The following is a 13,040-nucleotide window of genomic DNA, read 5'->3' on the forward strand; positions in this document are numbered from 1 at the left end:
TTCCATGGCTCAGGTGAGACAGGTGCAGGTCACCTTCGATTGCGCGGACCCCGAGCGAGTCGCCCGATTCTGGTGCGAGGTTCTCGGATACGTGGTGCCGCCGGCGCCCGCGGGCTTCGCCGACTGGGCGGAGTTCGACCGTTCGCCCCCCGCCGAGAAACAGGGGTCGGCCTTCGCATGCGTGGACCCGAACGGGGTGGGCCCACGGCTGTACTTCCAACGCGTACCCGAGGCGAAGACCGTCAAGAACCGCGTCCACCTCGACGTCCGTGTGGGCGTCGGCATGGTCGGTGACGAGCGCCTCGGGGCTCTGGAAGCGGAATGCGCACGCCTCGTCGACCTCGGAGCCACGCGAGTGCGGCTCCTGCCCGCGGGCGACGGAGAAGAGTCCTGCATGGTGATGCAGGACGTCGAGGGCAACGAATTCTGCCTGGACTGACGTCCCGTCAGAACGGTGGTGGGTCGTCGTTGTCGGCGAACTCTCGTCTGCGTCGGTTTCGGGAGCGTTCGGACCGCCGCCGCGCATGCTTGTCCGCCAGGCGGGTTCTTCGCCTGGTCGGTGATGTGCGCGGGGCATCCGGTGGGGCCTGCGCCGGCTGTTCGAAGGTGATGTCGGCGAGTCCGGGGTACAGGTCGTACCCGTTGTGCGCCGGGCCCGGAATCACGCGTCCCTCGGGTGTGGCGATGGTGGAGACGACTCGTCCGGTGTCTCCGTCGAGGTACTGGTCGTCGACGAAGTCGCCGAACGTCTTCAGGTTGTGGTGAAAGCGGCACTTGGCGCCGAGGTTGACGTCGGTCGTCTGTCCACCGGCCGCGGGATCGTCGTGGTCGTACTCGGTGATGTGGTCGAGGTCGCCGGTCCAGACGGCGTTGCTGCAGCCGGGCCAGGTGCAGTACTGATCGCGGATGCGCACGAACGTGTCGAGGGCACTGGACGGGCGGTAGGGAAGCGCGGGTTGCGAGGCGGGGTTGGTGGCGGCGACCGGCCTCAGAACCGCGTCGGGGCGCGCAGCGAGGTCGGCGACGTGGTCGGCGGAGATGACGCCGTGGCCCGCGAGGAAACCCGGGTTGCCCTGCTGCGCGGAGGCGGTGTCCCCGTTCACGGTGGCGGCGTCGGCGACGACGTGCACGATGACGGTGGTCAGGAGACCGTCCTCTCCGGTCCAACCGGGGGCACTGCAGTCGTCGTCGTCACACTGGCATTCGAAGGGGGTGCGCGTGGCGAGGGCGAAGAGGGCGTCGCTGCGTCGGGCGCCGGCGCTGCGCGGGTCTTTCGGGCAGACGCGTCCGGCGAGGTCGTCGACAGCAGCGGCGACGAGGACGGCGTTCTCGGCGGGCATGGTGGCGCACTGATAAGCCATGCCGTCGGGTGCGGGGTCGATCCAGAAGCCGCGGTCGTCCTTCGCGCGAGTGCGACGCTCGCGGACGGCGTCGGGGTCGTGGCGGTAGACGATGCGGTCGACCATGTCGCGCATCCGGGCCACTGACCAGGAGCCGCGTCGCCGTAGTGCCGCCGCGATCTCGGCATCGACCAGGTGGGCATGGTCGGTGCCGTCGACGAGGTCGGTGCGGGCGATGATGGTGTGGATGTACTTCGGGGTCACGAGGCCGTCGCGGAGGCAGGCGGCAACGTCGGGCAGACGATCTCGCAGGGCCACGGCACGGGTGAGTATGCCCTCGCCTGCGCCCTGGGTGATCGACAGGACTGCGGCGATGCGAGCGGCGCAGTGGGTGGTCGCGTCGAAGCGGCGGCGGTCGGCGGTGTCCAGTGGTGCGACCAGTCGGGTGTGCAGTTCCGCCGCGGCCCGGTAGCGGGTCCATTCGAGGTACGCGGCGCCGGCGGTGGCGTGGGTGAGTGCGCCGAGGACGCCGTCGACCGTGACATCGGCGAGGTGTCCGGGTAGGCCCATGGCCTCCGGATCGCGCGTCGCCCACCCCTGTTCGAACATGTGTGCGAAGGTAGCAGCGGGCACCGACACGAACAGGCCGAGAGGGGCAGAATGCGCACCATGCGAGTCGAGCGCATCACCACCAACCTGCCGGTCGAGGACATCGCCGAGGCGAAGTCGTTCTACACCGATTTCCTGGGACTCGCGGTCGAGGAGTTCGATCTCGGTTGGGTCGCCCGCTTCACGTCACCGGAGACCGGTGCGCACGTACAACTGGTGACGCGAGATGCGACGAGTCCGGTGGAGTCGGCGATGTCGGTTCACGTCGACGACGTCGATGCGGCGTACGAGGAGGCCGTCCGTCGCGGTCACGAGATCGTGCATCCGCTCACCACGGAGGAGTGGGGAGTCCGACGATTCCTCGTGCGCGCTCCTGACGGAAACGTCGTGAATGTCGTGATGCACCGAGCGTGACAGTGACTCGTCACCGACATCCGCCGTCCGAGGTGCACGCCTGCAACGACGCGTCTTGACTGTCGGGGACAGATGTTCCCTGCAGTGAGGACTACCGCCATGCTTTCGCTCTGGATCTGGAATCAACCGTGGGTCTGGTCCTCGATCGTGTCGAACCTGACCGATCTCCTCTGACGGAGACGTCAGCCGAGGTCGATACCCGTGGCCTCCACGACCGCGCCCCACAGTGCGTCCCGTGCTTCCGGCGAGTCCCGCCGCCAGGACGGGTAGTGCGTGGGGCGCGGTCGTCTGTCGTGCCAGAACATCCCCGTGGACGCGAGTGGCTGATCGGCGGCCGCGAGCCACACGATGGTGTCGGCTCCGTCGTCGGCGGTGCGGAGGATGGGTTTCATCACCGAGCCGAACATCGGAATGGAGTCCGTGACACCGGGTGTGGCCGCCCACCCCGGGTGCATGCTGTGCACGACGGGATCGTCGGGCCCGGTGAGGCGCTCCGCCAGTTGCTCGGTGATCACCACCTGCATGCGCTTGGTGCGGGCATAGGCGGTGAGGCCCGAGTAGTCGCCGTGAGCGAACTCGACGTCGGTGGTCTGCAGCGGCACCGGATACATGCCGCCGCTGGAGACGAACACCACGCGAGACCCCGCGTCGAACAGCTCGCGTAGCCCGACCGTGAGCGCGACGGGTCCGAGCACGTGGGTCGCGAAGGCCATCTCGTGCTTCTGTGCCGTCTCGGTGCGCTCGGGCGGCATGACGCCGGCGCAGTGCACCACCGCGTGGATCGACGTCAGCTGAGCGGTCAGGGTGGTGACCAGCGCAGCCACGGCATCGAGGTCGCTCATGTCGCACTCGTGCGCGACGAGCTCGGCGCCGGGCACGGTGTGGCGGATCTCGGTCGCGGAGGCGTCGAGCCGCCGCGCCGAACGCCCGACCAGGTGCACCCGCGCACCGAGGACGGCCAGTTGTCCGGCGGCAGCTGCGCCGAGACCCGAGCTGCCGCCGGTGACGATCACGTCGATGGGGGCGGGAAACGGGGCCGGATCGGCCGCCCAGAATCGACGACGGACGGCCGACCCGATACGGGAGTAGCCGGGCACGACCGTCCGGTCGAGCGCCTCGTCCAGGACTCCTGTCAGAAAGTTCCCCACCGCGACCACTAGGCGGGAGGACCGTCGGTGCGGTCGCTGTTCTTCTCGCCGATGGCGTCCTTGGCCTTGTCCAGCGCGCCGTCGATCTGGGAGTCGTGCCCGGCGAACTTCTTCTTGGCCGCGTCGCCCGCTTTGTCCAGTGCCTGTTCGACCTTCTCCTCGTTCTGGTCGAGCTTGCGCTTGATCTCGCCGAAGTTCACCATCGGTCGTCCTCTCGTTGATCGTGTGAGCTGCAGTTCGAGGCTACCCACTGCCGGGCGTGGAAGAATCCCGACCATGCCGCGCACCGCCGTACCCGACGCGATCCACGACATCATCGGTGCGGCACTCGCCCCGCTCCCGCCGCACCGGCGGGACACCTTCACTCTCCGTGTCGAGCGCTGGTGGCCCGATCTCCACGAGGCCGTCACCGCCCTGTATGCGGAGCCCGATGCGGTGGCGCGCACCCTCGTCGAGCGCGCGGCACACGCGTTCGCGGACCGGCCCGACGAGCTGCACCGGCTCGACGAGCGGCGTCTGCTGGAGCCGGACTGGTTCCAGCAGCCCACCATGTTCGGGTACGCCTGTTACGTCGACCGTTTCGGTGACACTCTGTCCGGTCTGGCGGATCGGCTGGACCACCTGACGGATCTCGGTGTCACCTACCTGCACCTGATGCCGCTGCTCACGCCGCGTCCGGGCGACAACGACGGCGGGTACGCGGTCATGGACTACCGCACGGTGCGGGAGGACCTCGGGACGGTCGACGATCTGCGGGCGCTCGCCACCACCCTGCGCGAGCGCGGGATCAGTCCCGTGATCGACCTGGTCCTCAATCACGTTGCTCGCGAACACGAGTGGGCGGAACTGGCGCAACAGGGCGACGCAGTCCACCGCGACTACTTCCACATCCATCCCGACAGGTCGACGCCCGACGCCTACGAGCGCACGCTGCCCGAGGTGTTCCCCGACTTCGCACCGGGGAACTTCACGTGGGACGACGGCGTCGACGGCTGGGTCTGGACGACCTTCAACGAGTGGCAGTGGGATCTGAACTGGGCCAATCCCGCGGTGCTGGTCGAGTTCGTCGACATCGTCGCCGCTCTCGCGAACCTGGGCATCGAGGTGGTCCGTCTCGACGCCATCGCCTTCCTGTGGAAGCGGCTGGGAACCAACTGTCAGAATCAGCCCGAGGTGCACGCGATCACGCAGATCCTGCGGGCGACGGCGCGCATGGCCTCGCCTGCGCTGTTGTTCAAGGCCGAGGCGATCGTCGGACCACGAGATCTGTTGCCCTACTTGGGAACCGGATCGCACACCGGTCGGGTGTCCGACATCGCTTACCACAACAGCCTCATGGTCCAGGTGTGGTCGATGCTGGCCTCGGGCAGCACCGAGCTGGCGCGCCACGCCCTGTCGACACTGCCACCGACTCCGCCCGGCGGGACGTGGGTGACGTACGTGCGGTGCCACGACGACATCGGATGGGCGATCGACGACGGCGACGCGGCCGCGATGGGTCTGTCCGGCGCCGGCCACCGACACTTCCTCGCCGATTGGTATTCCGGAGAGTTCCCGCAGTCGTGGGCGGAAGGTCTGGTGTTCCAACACAATCCGGACACCGGCGACCGTCGGATCAGCGGGACGGCGGCGGCGCTCTCGGGCCTCGGTGCGGAGCGACGGGATCCGGACGGCGCGTTCGCCCGGCTGTTCCTCGCCCACGCCCTCGTCGCGGTCTGGGGGCGGGATCCCCGTGGTGTGGAGTGGGGACGAGATCGGCTCGCCGGGTGATCCCGACTGGGCGGCGGAACCCGGCCACGAGGACGACAACCGGTGGGTGCACCGACCGCGAGTGACCGACGCCGACAGGGCGCGACGCCACGAGCAGGGCTCCGACGCGCAGCGGGTGTTCGACGGCATCGCGCACATCGCCCGCGTGCGGTCGGATCTGCCCATGCTGCATGCCGAGGCGCCGGTCGACGTTCTGGGCGATCTGGACGACGGAGTGCTGGGTGTCCGCCGTCGGCACCCGAGCGGCACACTCGTCGCCCTGTTCAACGTGAGCGACACACACCGCCCGGTGGCGGTGTCCGTCCTCGGCCGCTCGGGAATCGTCGCTCCTCGGGAGGTGCTGACGGGCGTCGGGTCGGTCGACGACGACACCGTCTGGCTCCCGCCGTACGCCGCCTGGTGGGTGGTGGACGGCTAGCCGTCCCGGAACCTCGCGTCGATCCACCGCATCGCGAACGGCAGACCGGACAGCGCGCCCACGAAGTGGTCGCCGAACACAGGCCGGTACTCCACGTCCGCGCCGCGTCCGCGCCACGCGTCGACCAGGTTCAGGACGCCCTGCTCGGGGATCCACCGATCGGCGAACCGGGGCACCGCAGCACCGTGATAGAACGCCACGGGTACGACGGGCGCGTCCGCCCCCGGAGTGTTCGCCTCGATGACGGCGCGCGCGGTGGCGGACTCGAACACGCCCGGGTCCACGGACAGCCGTTCCAGTCGCAACCGCGCCAGCCCGGACAAGGCCAGCGGGACGACGGACAGGTCCTTGATCATCGACGCGAGAACGATGCCGGTGGGGCTGAACTGCTCGACCAGGGCTGGGTGTTCGCGAGCCATGCCGATGATCGCCGCCCCGAAGAGGCCGGCTCCGAGAGTGCCGTTCATGGTCCCGCGCAGCAAGCCGACGTCGACCGGTGATCCTCCGGCCACGGCGCCGCGCAGGACGAGCTCGGGCGCGTAGGAGGGGTGCAGTTGCGCGGCCCAGGCCGTCGCGATGGCACCGCCGCTGTAGCCGTAGAGGGCGGTCGGGCTCGTCGCGTAAGACGAGTCGAGCGCGACGAGTCCGCGGATGCTGTCGAGCACGGCGTGCCCTGCCATGGTCCCCTCGGCGTAGGCCATACGCGGTCCCTGATGGTCCGGGATCAGCACCGCGTACCCGCGCTGAAGCCAGAGCGGAACCACCGTGGGGAAGTCCTGGCCGACGCCGTGGACGATGCGATACGACGGTGTCGACCGGGTGCCGAGCGAGTCGATCGCGACGTTGTGCACGACCACGGGCCGGGTACCCGACCCGCGCCACGGCCTCCTCGGTTCCATCAGCGTGGCGGTGACGGGCACCGAACGACCGAGAGCGTCGGTGGAGCCGACCATGAACTGGCGCAGGCGGGTTCGTGGTCGCGGGAACCATCCCGTCGCATCGCGGTGGCGCACGAGGACACCCGGTGACAGGTCGTGATCAGGCGTGTCGAAGAAGGAGTCGTCGGCGATGGGGGTCGGCAGGATGGCGGCGTGCGGATCCGCCGCCATCTCCGGTGTGATCCGCCCCGCGATCAGTCGATTCATGCTGCGCGACAGCGCCATGGTTCCCCCCGTTCGGGTCACCGTACTGCCTCGGGCAGCGGGCGTGGCAAGAATCTCCTCGAGTCCAACGGTGTCGGCCGACGGCGCCGACGAGCAGTCTCGTCTCCCGTGACGACGACACACGACCGAGTGACCGACGGCCCGGCGACCGACGAGGCCCTCCGCGCCCGCTTCCAGCCCGTCTTCGACCGCATCGCCGAGGGCGCGGTGGCCCGCGAGAAGGACAGACGGCTCGCCCATGACGAGATCGCGCTGCTGCGCGAGGCCGGCTTCGGCGCACTGCGCGTGCCGGTCGAGCAAGGTGGCTCCGGCGCCTCGGTGACGCAGTTGTTCTCGCTGCTGGTCGATCTCGCGGCCGCCGAGTCGAATCTGCCGCAGGCGCTGCGCGTGCACTGGAGCTTCGTCGAGGACCAGGTGGCGGCAGAACCGGGACCCGATCGCGACGCGTGGCTGCGGGCGATCGCCGACGGCACACTCGTCGGCAACGCGATCACCGAGCCGGGTGTCGGGGCGGTGGACCACTACCGCACGACGGTCACGCGCGGCCCGGACGGTCTGCGTCTGAACGGCGAGAAGTTCTACAGCACGGGCAGTCTCTACTCCGACCACATCCTGGTCGCTGCCGACCTCGACGGCGAGCGGGTGTCCGTGCTCGTCGACTCGGACGCTCCCGGCGTCGTGCAGCGTGACGACTGGGACGGCTTCGGGCAGCGGCTCACCGTCAGCGGCACCACCACGTTCACCGACGTCGCCGTCGACGAGTCGCGCCTGCTCGGACCGGGGTACGGCGCACCCGGACGCACGTACGCGACGTCGTACCTGCAGCTGGTCCAGCTCGCGGTCCTGGCCGGCATCGCGCGCCGCGCCGCCGACGACGTCACCGCGTGGGTCCGCGCCCGCACCCGCAGCTACACCCACGCCGCCGCCGACCTGCCGCGACACGATCCGGTGGTGCAGCAGCTCATCGGGCGGCTCGAAGCTGCCGCCTGGTCCTCTCGCGCCCTGGTTCTGTCGGCGGCCGCAGACGTCGAGCGCGCCGTCGAGGTGGGCGACGACGCATCGCTCGACCGGGCCGAATTGAGCACGTCGCACGCCCAGGCCGTGGTCGTCGACCTCGTGCTGGACGCGACGACGCAGTTGTTCGAGGTCGGCGGAGCATTGATCGTGTCGGAGACCCTCGCCCTCGATCGGCACTGGCGCAACGCGCGCACCATCTCCGTGCACAACCCGGTGCTCTACAAATTGCGCTCGGTGGGTGCTCACATGCTCAACGGCGAGGACCTGCCCTACGCGTGGTCGGCGGGGAACAAGACGAGCATCGCGGCGCCCGCTACGGGCAGGGGATAGCGTCACGGGCATGACACACGCCGGTGGCACCGACCCGAAGCCCTACTCCACGGGGGAGCGGGTGTTCGGTCCGCCCAACGGCACGTTCGACGCGGACTGGGCGGCGACGGCCCTGCGATCGAACCGGCCGGAACTCGATCACGCGACGTCGGTACGGCTGGTGGAGAAGGCCTGGGACCTGCTGCGCTCGCAGGGGCTGCGCGGCAGCGAACTCGCCGATGCCCTGGATCTCGAGCCCGGGCTGGCGTCCGCGGTGTCCGACGTGGCGACCGAGACCGCGCGCTTCTACCTCGACCGGTGACCGCTACCCGGTGGTCGGCCGAGCGCAGTGCCGAGGACTCGCACGCCTACGTCGCCCGCTTCCGGGAACTGGAGGCGTCGGGCGCGGACATGCACGGGGAGGCCCGCTTCGTCGACGCCGTGCTGCCCCGAGCCGCGCGTGTCCTCGACGCAGGATGCGGAACCGGACGACTGGGCGCGGAACTCGCGCGGCGCGGACACACGGTGACCGCCGTGGATCTCGACTCGGTCCTGGTCGAGGAGGCGCGTCGACAGCACGGCATCACGGTGGTGGAGGGCGACCTGGCGACCATGGATCTGGAGCCGCAGTCGTTCGACGCGATCGTGGCCGCCGGCAACGTCATGGTCTTCCTCGCCCCGGGCACCGAGTCGACGGTGCTCCGGCGCTGGCACGACGCGGTGGTCCCGGGCGGGGTGGTGATCCTGGGGTTCGCGACGGACCGCGAGTACACCGCCGACCGGGCCGAACGAGACGTCCGGGAGGCCGGCTTCACGGCCGTGCAGCGCTTCTCCACCTGGTCGGTGGCACCGTGGCGCGAGGGTGCGGAATGGGTTGTCCTGACCGGGTACCGACAAGCGGGAAGTCTCTCGGGCATCGGCACGCCTGGCTAGAATTCGGACATGACACGACCCACGATCGACATGGACTACACGGTTCTCGACTGTCCCGATCCGGTGGCGCTCGGGCGTTTCTACACCGCTCTGCTGGGGTGGAAGGTGGTGCAGGACGATCCCGACTGGACCGTGATCGAGGGCACCGGCGGCTCGCGTCTGGCCTTCCAGAAGGCGCCCGACTTCGTCCCGCTGTACTGGCCTCGGGAGGGCATCCGCATCCACCTCGATCTCGTGGTCGACGACATGGAGGCGGCGCAGGCCTTCGCTGTGGAGCAGGGTGCCCGCGTGCTGGACGACGACGGCGAACACCCGGGTTTCCGCGTGTTGCAGGATCCCGTCGGTCACCTCTTCTGCCTGTGCAGGCGCGACTGACTGCTGCGCCCTACCATCACCCCATGACCACCGACAGGGTCCACGAGTTCGTGATCGAACGTTCCGTCCTCGTCGACGCTCCGGCGTCGACCGTGCACGGTTTCCTCGACGATCTGCACCGGTGGACGTCCTGGTCGCCGTGGGAGGGCAGCGACCCCGATCTGTCCCGCACCTACAGCGGCTCGGAGTCCGGGGTCGGGGCGTCCTACGCCTGGTCGGGTAATCGCAAGGCCGGTGCCGGGTCGATGACCATCGTGGATTCGACGGACGATCGTGTCGTGCTCGATCTGCTGTTCACGAAACCGTTCAAGGCCACGAACGTGACTGTCTTCCTGCTGTCGCCGGCAGGAAGCGGCACCGAGGTGACGTGGCGAATGACGGGACAGCAGAACCTCGTCGCGCGTCTCGTCGGCAGGATCGTGCCGATGGACAGGTTCATCGGCAGGGACTTCGAGAAGGGACTCGCCGCGCTGAAGTTGCAGGCGGAGCAGCAGGACCGTTGACGTGACCGGTCGGCTCACGGCCACCGACGCCCGCATGTACTGGCTGTCGCGGCGCCTGCCGAGCGACCAGTTCCTGCTCTACGCGTTCGACGGTGTGCTCGACGACCCGGACGCCGTCGCCACGGCACTCGTGCGTCGGGCGCGTGCGGTGGGCGGGCTGTCGGTCCGTCTGCGCGAGACGCGGTGGACGGCCGACTACCCCTACTGGGTGCCCACGGAGGTGACCCGCGACCGGGTCCGCGTCCACGCCGGCGGGACGTGGCAGGACTGCCTCGACCGGGTGGCGGAGACCTTCGGGGATCAGGTCGAGCCGCGCCGCGAGCCGTGGCGCGTGCATCTGTACCCGTGCGTCCACGGGGTGCCCGGCACGACGGGGTCGGCGACGGTGCTCGTCCTGCAGATCGCGCACGCTCTCGGGGACGGCGGGCGGGTGTCGGCGCTGGCTCGCGCGTTGCTGTCGGACGAGCCGTCAGCGGCGGTGCGCACGGTGGTGGTGCCGGCGCCCCTCGCGGTCGCGCGTGGTGCCGTCGAGCTTCCCGCACGGGTGATCGGCATGGTGCGTCGGGCACGTGAGGCGGTGGTGGCCGATCGTCGGCGCACGGCCGACACTGTGGCCGGCGTCATCCCCGGCCCGCCGCTTCCCCGAGCACCGACGCTGCTGTCCCGCCCGGCAGGCGGGACCACCCGCATCCGGTGCGTGGTGTGCCCGGCGTCGGACCTCCGCACCGACACCGTCAGTGTCACCGTGGCCGCGCTCGTCGTGGTGTCGGACGCGATGAGTCGGCATCTCGCGTCCCTGGGCGAGCCGGTTCCGGACGACCTCGGGGCCGAGGTCATGATCGCCATACCGGGGGAGAGTCGAACCACCGCTGCTGCCAATGCTTTTCACAACGCGGGGGTGGATCTGCACCCGTCCGTGCAGGATCTCCGCGCGCGGGCGCGGGCGATCGACGACTCCCTGCGAGATCGGCGAAGACGGCTGGAACACCCCGCGTTCGGGGTCGGCGATCGTGCGACGGCGACCGTTCCCGCGGTGATCGTCCGGCGCGACGTCGACCGCGCCGACCTGTCGGTGGCGCCGACGACGGTGGCGGGTCACACGGTGGTCTCCAGTGTGAATCGAGGCGTCGCCGACCTCACGCTGAGCGGTCGGCCCGTCGTGCTGAGCGCCGGGTTCCCGGCCCTCTCGCCGACGGTCGGCGTCACGCACGGAGTGCACGGCATCGGCGACGTGGTGACCCTCTCGATCGTGACGAGCGACGACGTCATGGACGCCGACGCGTACACAGACTGCCTGCGGGAGGCCGTCGATCGAGTGCGGGAAGCGCTCAGGTGACCCGCCTACGCTGCTGACATGGCACTGTCCACGTCGGTACGACCCAGCCCCGTCTTCCTCGCGGTCGTCGCCGTCGCCGTGATCGGCGGTGTTCTGGCCTGGAACTCGACCAGGCCGGGCGACGTCCTGTCGTACGCCGGTGTCTTCGTCCTCGTCATCGGTGGATGGGTGGTGTCCCTGTGTCTCCACGAGTTCGCCCACGCGGTGACGGCCTGGCGCTTCGGTGATCACGACACCGCCGCGCGCGGCTATCTCACGCTGAACCCCCTGAAGTACACGGTGCCCGGACTGTCGATCGTGCTGCCGCTGATCTTCGTCGCGCTGGGCGGGATCGGTCTGCCGGGCGGCGCCGTGTGGCTCAACACCAGCGGTATGACCAGGCGGCAGCGGACGACGGTGTCCCTGGCCGGCCCGTTCGCCAATCTCGTTCTCGCGGTGATCCTTCTGACGATCGTCGCGGTGTGGGCCCCGGGCAGCGAGCACGCCTCCTTCTGGTTCGGCATGAGCTTCCTGGCGTTCCTTCAGGTGGTCGCGGTGGTCCTCAACCTGATCCCGATGCCCGGTCTGGACGGGTTCGGCGCGATCGAGCCCTACCTGTCGCCCGGGGCGCGGCGGTCGTTCGCGCAGATCGGGCCCTACGGGGTTCTCATCGTGGTGGCCCTGCTGTTCGTGCCGCAGGTCAACCGCGTCTTCTTCGACGCGGTGTACTCCCTGTACGAGCTGTCCGGCGTCCCCGCGGGGTGGGCCCAGAGCGGCGGCGTGCTCACGCGGTTCTGGACGCAGTGGTACTGATCGCTGGGGACGAGGGGGCTCACGGGACTAGCGGGGTCCCTGAGGTCTGTGGTGCAATAGCGCCGGAAATCGTGAGAAGTTACCAGCCCGGGCCGTCATGTCGAGGAAGGCGCGCCGGGCGAATCGAGAGGTAGACCCCAGTGCACGTGTCGCGTCGTCAATTGTTCCGCTATGCCGCCGCCGGTTCCGTCGCGGTCGGGGTCACCGGTGTCGCCGCTCGCGGCGTCGCCTCTGCCGCGCCCGCAGCACCCGCAGCGTTGGGCACGATCGTCGACTACGCCGGGGGAGTGCCGTCTGCCTCCGCCATCGCCGCCGCCGGCCATCTGGGCGCCATCCGCTACGTCTCGGACCGTCGACCCGGTGCCGCCTGGATGACGGGCAAGCCGATGACCGCCGCCGAGGCCGACGAGCTCACCGCGGCCGGTCTCCAGGTGGTGTCGTGCTACCAGTTCGGCAAGGGGGCGACGGCCGACTGGCGTGGCGGATTCGCCGCCGGCGTGAAGCACGCGACGCGCGGCCTCGAATTGCACACGGAGGCAGGCGGACCGGCGGACCGGCCCATCTACGCGTCGATCGACGACAACCCGACCGCGGTCGAGTTCGCCGCGATGATCGCGCCGTACCTGCTCGGCTGGCAGTCGGTGGTCGGGGCCGAGAACACGGGCGTGTACGCCAACTCGCCGACCATCGACCTCGCGGCGGCAGCGGGACTCGGTGCCTGGTACTGGCAGCACAACTGGGGGACGCCGAAGGGCTACGTGAACCCGGCTGCCCACCTGCATCAGATCGAGATCGACAAGCGAGCGATCGACAGAGTGGGTGTGGACGTCAACACCGTGCTGCGCGAGGACTACGGGCAGTGGAGCCTGTCCGCGTAACGCGGCGGCGGCCTCTCACGACACACCTGTCACAG

16 protein-coding genes are annotated in these 13,040 nt (G+C 69.7%); 12 read left to right on the plus strand and 4 right to left on the minus strand.

Annotated elements, in window-relative coordinates:
• The first annotated feature begins 4 nt into the window (after nt 1-4).
• Nucleotides 5-439, plus strand: coding sequence for a VOC family protein (locus HQ314_RS12860; RefSeq protein WP_222650258.1), 435 nt, complete (start codon nt 5-7; stop codon nt 437-439).
• Between the two features lie 7 nt (nt 440-446).
• On the opposite strand, the gene HQ314_RS12865 is transcribed toward HQ314_RS12860, so the two are convergent.
• Nucleotides 447-1,949, minus strand: coding sequence for a DUF222 domain-containing protein (locus HQ314_RS12865; protein ID WP_222650259.1), 1,503 nt, complete (start codon nt 1,947-1,949; stop codon nt 447-449).
• Nucleotides 1,950-2,009: 60 nt separating this feature from the next.
• Here HQ314_RS12865 and HQ314_RS12870 point away from each other — a divergent pair, with 60 nt between their 5' ends.
• Nucleotides 2,010-2,363: a VOC family protein gene (locus HQ314_RS12870; RefSeq protein WP_222638182.1), complete on the plus strand. Its 354-nt coding sequence runs from the start codon at nt 2,010-2,012 to the stop codon at nt 2,361-2,363.
• A gap of 182 nt (nt 2,364-2,545) precedes the next feature.
• Here HQ314_RS12870 and HQ314_RS12875 read toward each other — a convergent pair whose 3' ends face one another.
• Both HQ314_RS12875 and HQ314_RS12880 read right to left on the minus strand, forming a co-directional pair.
• On the minus strand, nt 2,546-3,511 hold the full coding sequence (locus HQ314_RS12875) for an SDR family NAD(P)-dependent oxidoreductase (protein ID WP_307095058.1): 966 nt from the start codon (nt 3,509-3,511) through the stop codon (nt 2,546-2,548).
• 8 nt (nt 3,512-3,519) lie between these two features.
• Nucleotides 3,520-3,714 carry an antitoxin gene (locus HQ314_RS12880; protein ID WP_037183861.1) on the minus strand — a complete coding sequence of 65 codons (195 nt, stop codon included), beginning with the start codon at nt 3,712-3,714 and terminating at the stop codon, nt 3,520-3,522.
• Between the two features lie 73 nt (nt 3,715-3,787).
• Between HQ314_RS12880 and HQ314_RS12885 the strand changes: the two genes are divergently transcribed.
• On the plus strand, nt 3,788-5,281 hold the full coding sequence (locus tag HQ314_RS12885) for an alpha-amylase family glycosyl hydrolase (RefSeq protein WP_261781648.1): 1,494 nt from the start codon (nt 3,788-3,790) through the stop codon (nt 5,279-5,281).
• Entirely contained in the window at nt 5,244-5,699 is a 456-nt protein-coding gene (locus HQ314_RS21390; RefSeq protein ID WP_261781649.1) for a hypothetical protein, read from the plus strand. The genes HQ314_RS12885 and HQ314_RS21390 overlap by 38 nt, the downstream gene beginning before the upstream one ends.
• Here HQ314_RS21390 and HQ314_RS12890 read toward each other — a convergent pair.
• On the minus strand, nt 5,696-6,862 hold the full coding sequence (locus HQ314_RS12890; protein ID WP_222650499.1) for a lipase family protein: 1,167 nt from the start codon (nt 6,860-6,862) through the stop codon (nt 5,696-5,698). The genes HQ314_RS21390 and HQ314_RS12890 overlap by 4 nt on opposite strands.
• A gap of 108 nt (nt 6,863-6,970) precedes the next feature.
• On the opposite strand from HQ314_RS12890, the gene HQ314_RS12895 reads away from it, so the two are divergent.
• The 8 genes from HQ314_RS12895 to HQ314_RS12930 all read left to right on the plus strand — a co-directional run bounded on the left by HQ314_RS12895 (nt 6,971) and on the right by HQ314_RS12930 (nt 13,005).
• On the plus strand, nt 6,971-8,209 hold the full coding sequence (locus HQ314_RS12895) for an acyl-CoA dehydrogenase family protein (RefSeq protein WP_308119390.1): 1,239 nt from the start codon (nt 6,971-6,973) through the stop codon (nt 8,207-8,209).
• Between the two features lie 10 nt (nt 8,210-8,219).
• Nucleotides 8,220-8,510 (plus strand): hypothetical protein, encoded by a 291-nt coding sequence (locus HQ314_RS12900; protein ID WP_027503896.1) that lies wholly within the window; start codon nt 8,220-8,222, stop codon nt 8,508-8,510.
• On the plus strand, nt 8,507-9,121 hold the full coding sequence (locus tag HQ314_RS12905; RefSeq protein WP_285188406.1) for a bifunctional 2-polyprenyl-6-hydroxyphenol methylase/3-demethylubiquinol 3-O-methyltransferase UbiG: 615 nt from the start codon (nt 8,507-8,509) through the stop codon (nt 9,119-9,121). The genes HQ314_RS12900 and HQ314_RS12905 overlap by 4 nt, the downstream gene beginning before the upstream one ends.
• 9 nt (nt 9,122-9,130) lie before the next feature.
• Nucleotides 9,131-9,496, plus strand: coding sequence for a VOC family protein (locus HQ314_RS12910; protein WP_027503894.1), 366 nt, complete (start codon nt 9,131-9,133; stop codon nt 9,494-9,496).
• Between the two features lie 23 nt (nt 9,497-9,519).
• On the plus strand, nt 9,520-9,999 hold the full coding sequence (locus tag HQ314_RS12915; RefSeq protein WP_222638179.1) for an SRPBCC family protein: 480 nt from the start codon (nt 9,520-9,522) through the stop codon (nt 9,997-9,999).
• A gap of 1 nt (nt 10,000) precedes the next feature.
• Nucleotides 10,001-11,335, plus strand: coding sequence for a wax ester/triacylglycerol synthase domain-containing protein (locus tag HQ314_RS12920; protein WP_222650261.1), 1,335 nt, complete (start codon nt 10,001-10,003; stop codon nt 11,333-11,335).
• A gap of 18 nt (nt 11,336-11,353) precedes the next feature.
• Nucleotides 11,354-12,127: a site-2 protease family protein gene (locus tag HQ314_RS12925; RefSeq protein ID WP_222650262.1), complete on the plus strand. Its 774-nt coding sequence runs from the start codon at nt 11,354-11,356 to the stop codon at nt 12,125-12,127.
• A 140-nt stretch (nt 12,128-12,267) separates the two neighbouring features.
• Nucleotides 12,268-13,005 carry a DUF1906 domain-containing protein gene (locus HQ314_RS12930; RefSeq protein ID WP_222650263.1) on the plus strand — a complete coding sequence of 246 codons (738 nt, stop codon included), beginning with the start codon at nt 12,268-12,270 and terminating at the stop codon, nt 13,003-13,005.
• Nucleotides 13,006-13,040 lie beyond the last annotated feature (35 nt).

Source organism: Rhodococcus sp. BP-332, assembly GCF_019836065.1.
Lineage (GTDB): Bacteria > Actinomycetota > Actinomycetes > Mycobacteriales > Mycobacteriaceae > Rhodococcoides.